This window comes from uncultured Subdoligranulum sp., from assembly GCF_937890665.1.
Genome location: NZ_CALADU010000085.1, coordinates 1 through 6,260, shown reverse-complemented (window position 1 = coordinate 6,260; position 6,260 = coordinate 1). Strand labels below are relative to the sequence as shown.

3 protein-coding genes are annotated in these 6,260 nt (G+C 59.5%); all 3 read left to right on the top strand.

Annotated features, from left to right (window positions below; all coding sequences use genetic code 11):
* The coding region (gene dnaK / locus Q0526_RS04645) for a molecular chaperone DnaK (protein ID WP_298731289.1) at window positions 1-1,614 on the top strand (1,614 nt) is incomplete at its 5' end.
* A 609-nt stretch (window positions 1,615-2,223) separates the two neighbouring features.
* On the top strand, window positions 2,224-2,730 hold the full coding sequence (locus Q0526_RS04640) for an HD domain-containing protein (RefSeq protein ID WP_298731288.1): 507 nt from the start codon (window positions 2,224-2,226) through the stop codon (window positions 2,728-2,730).
* A gap of 245 nt (window positions 2,731-2,975) precedes the next feature.
* The gene (locus tag Q0526_RS04635; protein WP_298731287.1) at window positions 2,976-6,191 is read left to right on the top strand and encodes a hypothetical protein; all 3,216 of its coding nucleotides are present in this window, start codon (window positions 2,976-2,978) and stop codon (window positions 6,189-6,191) included.
* Window positions 6,192-6,260 lie beyond the last annotated feature (69 nt).

Below are 6,260 nucleotides of genomic sequence, written 5' to 3'. Positions count from 1 at the left end.
ACCAACGCCCCCCGCACGGTCAGCAGCGTCAAGCGGTCGATGGGCAGCGACACACGCATCCCCATCGACGGCAAATGCTATGCCCCGCAGCAGATCAGCGCCATGATCCTGCAAAAACTCAAGGCCGACGCCGAAGCCTACCTGGGCGAGCCGGTGACCGAAGCCGTCATCACGGTGCCCGCCTACTTCAACGACGCCCAGCGCCAGGCCACCAAGGACGCCGGGCGCATCGCCGGGCTGGAGGTCCGGCGCATCATCAACGAACCCACGGCCGCCGCGCTGGCCTATGGCCTGGACAACGGCCGCGCCCAGACCGTCATGGTCTACGACCTGGGCGGCGGGACCTTTGACGTTTCGCTGATCCAGATCGGGGACGGCATCGTGCAGGTGCTGGCCACCTGCGGCGACAACCACCTGGGCGGCGACGATTTCGACGCCCGCATCGTGGACTGGCTGGTGGACCAGTTCCGCCGGGAACACGGGCAGGACCTGACCGGCGACCGCGTGGCCATGCAGCGCCTGCGCGAAGAAGCCGAAAAGGCGAAGAAAGAACTTTCCGCCGCCACCCAGACCGAGATCAACCTGCCCTTCCTCACCGCCGGGCCGGAGGGGCCGGTCCACTTCCAGGCGACGCTGACCCGCGCCGTGTTTGAGGAACTCTGCGGCGAACTGGTGGAGCGCACGGCCCTGCCGGTGCGCAACGCCCTGAGCGACGCCCACCTGAGCGCCAGCGACTTGGACCAGGTATTGCTGGTGGGCGGGTCCACCCGCATCCCCGCCGTGCAGGCCAAGGTCCAGCGCATGGTGGGGCTGGAACCGTCCCACGCGCTGAACCCCGACGAATGCGTGGCCCTGGGGGCCGCCGTGCAGGCGGGCCGCCTGGGGGGCGAGGAACTGGCCGGCGCGGGCGAGGACCTGCTGCTGATGGACGTGACCCCGCTGACCCTTTCGGTCGAAACGGTGGGCGGTGTGGCGACCCATCTGATCGAGCGCAACGCCACCATCCCCACTCGGTTCAGCAAGGTGTTCACAACGGCGTCGCCGTTCCAGTCCACAGTCGAGATCAAGGTGCTGCAGGGCGAACGGGAATTTGCCAAGGACAACAAGCTGCTGGGCACCTTTACGCTGCGCGGCATCAAGCGGGCGTGGGCCGGGGTGCCCAAGATCGAAGTGACTTTTGACATCGACGCCAACGGCATCGTCAAGGTCAGCGCGCGGGATCTGGATACCGGCCGGGAACAGGGCATCACGATCACCGGCTCGTCCAATTTGAGTGAGGACGAGATCCAGCGTGCCATGCAGGAAGCCGCGGCCTTTGCCGGGCAGGACAAGGAGCGCAAGGCCGCGCTGGAAGTGCTGAACGCCGCCGAAGCCGCCCTTTACCGGGTGAACACGGCGCTGGGCAGCAAGTCCGGCAAGGCGCTGGACCGCGAGACCCGCGGCCGCATCAAGGAAGCGGAGCGCGGGGTGGAACGGGTCACCCGCCACAAAAAGGCCGAAAAGCTGACCCCCGCCGATGTGCAGTCCATCCGCACCGCGCTGGACGCCCTTTCCGCCGTGGCGGCCCCGCTGGTCGCCCAGTGGGAGAGCGAACAGTCCAGCCAGCCCCGGTGAATTTTTATCAGAGTTACAGACTGTCGAAAAGATTTAGAATCCGTTGCCAGCGGCGGACATGCGCCGACGCTGGCAACACATACAGGGAAATTTTGCGGCAAATTGTGTATGAGGCCACAGGCCGATTGCGCGATTTGCCGCAAAATTTTGTCGAAGGGGAATCCAAAGGGCTGCGGAGCCGCGCGCCGCCTGCGGCGGATGCAGCAAGGCGGAGCAGGGGCAGCGGTCGCAGAACGCAAGCGCCGCCCCAAGGCGCGCCGCGGGATGCGGGAACTGCAACCCGGTAAACAGGAGCGTCCGGCACGCAACTGTTGCCCTCTTTGCAGCGTGTCGGTTTTTCTGACACGCTGATGCCCCACGTCCCCGGACGCGGGGCCTGTTTTTGCAGGGCTGGGTTGGGAAATGCTGCCGTTTTTGTGGTAAGTTCTGCCGCCTGCCGTGCCCGCGGAGGGCGGCCGGGCGGCGTTTCCCGCTTTGCAGGGGCGGCGCGGGGGCACGCCGCCCCTTTGGCAGACTTTTGACGATCATTTACTTTATAAAAAAAGCGTGCTATAATGAAAATGTCCCAAGGTGGGACGCGTTTTTTCACATAGACAGGAGGAGATACCAATGCACTATGTCGATCAGGCAAACCACGTATCGTATCTGAGTTGTGTGGAAGACCTGCTGTCTACGCAGCAGGTGCGTTCCATGAAGCAGTGGGGGCATCATTTTTCGGTCACGACCTACGACCACTCCCTGTTTGTTTCTTACGTTGCGTTCCGGCTGGCCCGCCGCTGGAAATGCGATTACCGCATGGCCGCCCGCATGGGGCTGCTCCATGACCTGTACTTGTATGACAGCCACGACCGTTCGGCGCATCCGGGCAACCAGTGCTTTGACCACCCTGTGGCCGCGCTGAAAAATGCCCGCGCGCTGCTGGACCTCAGCGAAAAAGAGGAGAACATCATCATTTCCCATATGTGGCCGCTGGCCAAGACCATGCCGCATTCCAAGGAAGCGGTGATCGTGAACCTCGCAGACAAGATGTGCGCCACGTTGGAAGTTTCCTATCTGTCCCGCCTGAAGCGTATTCAGCGCTGGATTCCCGATACCTCTGCCGCCATCGCAGGATGATACATTGTAAACCTGTATAAAGCCCGGCGCGCCTGCGTGTGCAGACGCGCCGATTTGCTGTGCCGGGCGCGAAAAAACGGGGCGGCAGCGCGGAAAATCTTGCCAAAAGCCCTTGACAAAATGCGGGGGGGGGGTATCATGGTTAGTAAGTTCGTTCGTAATGATACCGCCTGTAAAAAGGGCGGCCCCGTATTTTTCGGAGGTTCTTCGGAACGGTCAAACGATAGAGGAGGATGTTGAACCTTATGAAATTGGCAGTACATGGAAAACGTACTCTGTCGCTGGCGATAGCGGCCGCCATGGCGGTCTCGCTGTGCAGTCCTGCCATGGCACAGTCTGCCACGCCGGAAACGGCAGTGGTAGAGGAATCGGCTGGGGAAGGTGCCGGGAACTTTGAGACAGACGAAGCTGACAAACTGAATGCCCAGCTCATGACGCTTGACAATGGCGGCGAAGATGCGGAAAGCACCGTGACGGCAAATGACGATAATGCCGCCATGATCGGCGATACGGGCTATGAGACCCTGACTGCGGCTATCGACGCCGTGGCGGACAACACGCCCACCACCATCACCCTGCAGAAAGATGTCAACGAAGGGACTGTTATCATTCCCGCAAACAAAATTATCACGATTGAATTGAACGGTCACACGGTCGCTGTCAGCGGCGCCTACACTGCAATCGTGAATTCGGGTGATTTGACTTTGCAGGACAGCACAGGGAATGGCGGTGTTTCTGCGACTGATGCACATGGGTCCTGTGTGGGATTGGATAATAACGCCAAGAATGCAAGGCTTACTATCAAATCCGGCAAATACGATGCCAACGACGGCACAATACTGACTGGCAAGGCTACCGGCGCCACCATCAACATTGAGGGCGGCGAGTTCTATTCTGCCGACAATGCGGTCATCATGGGCAACGGCAGCGAGCGAGAAGGCGCGCCGAATACCATCAACATTTCCGGCGGTACTTTTACGGGTGCGATCCGTTCCGAGGGGTACATTGCCTGCGGCATTTATGCGCCGTGGAAAGATATTGTCACGGTCAGCGGCGGTACCTTTGACATTACCGATGGTGCAGGTATCGTGGCCCGCGCCGGGTCGGTTACTGTGAGCGGTGATGCGACCTTTAACGTCACCGGCAATATGCAGGGCTGGGTCGGTGACAAGAGCCAGGAGTTGCCTTGTTCTGTTTTTGTTTTTGATAATACCAATCCCGCCTACCCTGCCGTGACCGATTCTGATAAAATCAAGGTCGAAGGCGGCAATTTCAAGGCGGACGTTGACGTTATTGCCGTACTGTCCGACGAGGATACGAACAAGCGCGTGGAAGTCACCGGCGGCACCTTCTCCAGTGACCCCAGTGCCTTTGTGCCGGAAAACTGCACGGTCACTCCTGAAAGTGACGGCCGCTTTACGGTCGCCCCCTTGAATGCAGAGAATGCCGTAGCTCAAATCGGCGATCGCTTCTATTCGTCCCTGGTGGATGCCATTGCAAATGTGAATAAAGGGGAGACCATCGCCCTGCTGAAAGATGTGGACAACGCCGAGGGCGTGTCTGTGCCAAGCGGGAGCGAGTTTACGGTGGATTTCGGCGGTCATACCTATACGCTGAACCAGCCGGGGGCCGGGTCTCCCAACACCGAGACCAACGGTTTCCAGTTCTTGAAAGACTCCAATATCACCCTCAAGGACGGCACGATCCGCATTTCTGAGCAGAATGGGCACGGCGGTGCCGGTAAACCTATCGGACGTATTATCCAAAACTACGCTGATTTGACGCTGGAAAATATGCAGATCTATGCTGCAAACCAGTGGACTGATGAAAACTATGCGTTGAGCTTCAACTGCGGGAACATTACCTTCACGGGCAACACCAGCGTGTACACCACCAATCCCGCCAATACCATTGCGTTCGACGTCTGCTATTGGCTAGATGGCGGCTACACTGAGGGTACCTATGTTACTTTTGATGAGAATTATACAGGTACCATCGAGGGGCTTATCGAGTATAATAGTACCGACCCTGCAAAAGGGACACTAACCATCAATGGCAACGGCCAATTCCAAGGTGTGAAACTCTCGTCCGAGTCTGTTAATGGTGTGACTATCTCCATCACCGGCGGCAACTTTGCTGTGGACCCCAGCGACTATCTGGCGGACGGCAAGACCGTGGTGGCTGGCGATCAGGCGGGCTACCCCTTCAAAGTGACTGACGCCGCGGCGAACAGTGAACCGGCAGAAGTCGTGCTGGAGGAACCGAAGGTGGAAAACCCGGCCGCCAACGATGAGACTGCTACAGACGAAGAAAAACAACTGGCCGTTGATTTGGGCGAGAAGCTCGACAATGTAACGGTGGAACAAGATGAACTGCGGCTTGCCGCTTACACTGTAGCCAATGAGAATACTGTGACGGAAGACGAAGGCAAGGACGAATTGGAAACTGCCGGTATTTCTGTAGGCGATAAAGATGTTTCCATCGTGGTCCAGCCATATCTGGACATTACGCTGACCGATACGCAGATCAGCGACGATACCCGTAACTTCACGCTGGATATCACCCCCATGTACCGTAAGGTGGCGACCACGGATGCAGATAACGTGATTATACAGGGAGAAGATGAGGGAACCGCCAACGCCGTGGTGCTTGGCAAACCTGCCGAACTGCCTGTGACCCGCCCGGTGGAGATCACCGTCCCCCTGACGCCCGATTTTACCGATAATGATACGTTGCTGGTCCATCATCGTAAGGACGATGGCACCCGCTATGTCTATGATGGCACGGTGAGCGAGGGCAAGGACAATGTGACCTTCACCAATCCCAACGGCTTCAGCCTGTTCACCATTTCCACCGACCTGCGCAAGGCGGTCATTACGCTGGACGGCGTGCAGACTACGCTGACGGCGGAGGATCTGGGCCAGCCCCTGCCTGCTGCCGAGAAACCCGGCTATACCTTCCAGGGGCTTGCTTTCGAGGGGATGGAAGGCACCTGGACCGTTCTGACCGAGGACCTGCTGAACAAGCTGGCAAACCTGTATGCCGAAAAGAATACGCCCACCGCAGTGTACACGCAGAACCCTGCCGGCGAAAGCGGAGATACGAACAACTCCGAAACGCCTACGTCCACGCCCGCGCCGACTCCGGCCCCCACGCCTGTGCAGGATGACGGCACGGTGTATTACACCTGCCCGGCCTGCGGCTACCATGACTGGACGGCTACCGCCGACGGATACCAGTGCGACCATTGCGCATACCTGGAATCTGCCAAGCAGCTTTCCAGCTATGGCAACGTGAAGGGTGTGTATGAACCGAAGGCCGCGGCCGCAGGCAGCGCCGCCGCGCAGAGCGCGATCCCCCAGACCAGTGACGAGAGCAACCCCGCCCTGTGGGCCATGCTGTGCGCCCTCTCTGCCGCCGCGCTGCTGGGCCTGGGCATTGTGCACCGCAAACGGCAGTAAAGTTTTGGTGATCTTATAATCCTATAACCAGCCCCGCCCCCGGAACGTTCCGGGGGCGGGGCTGGTGGG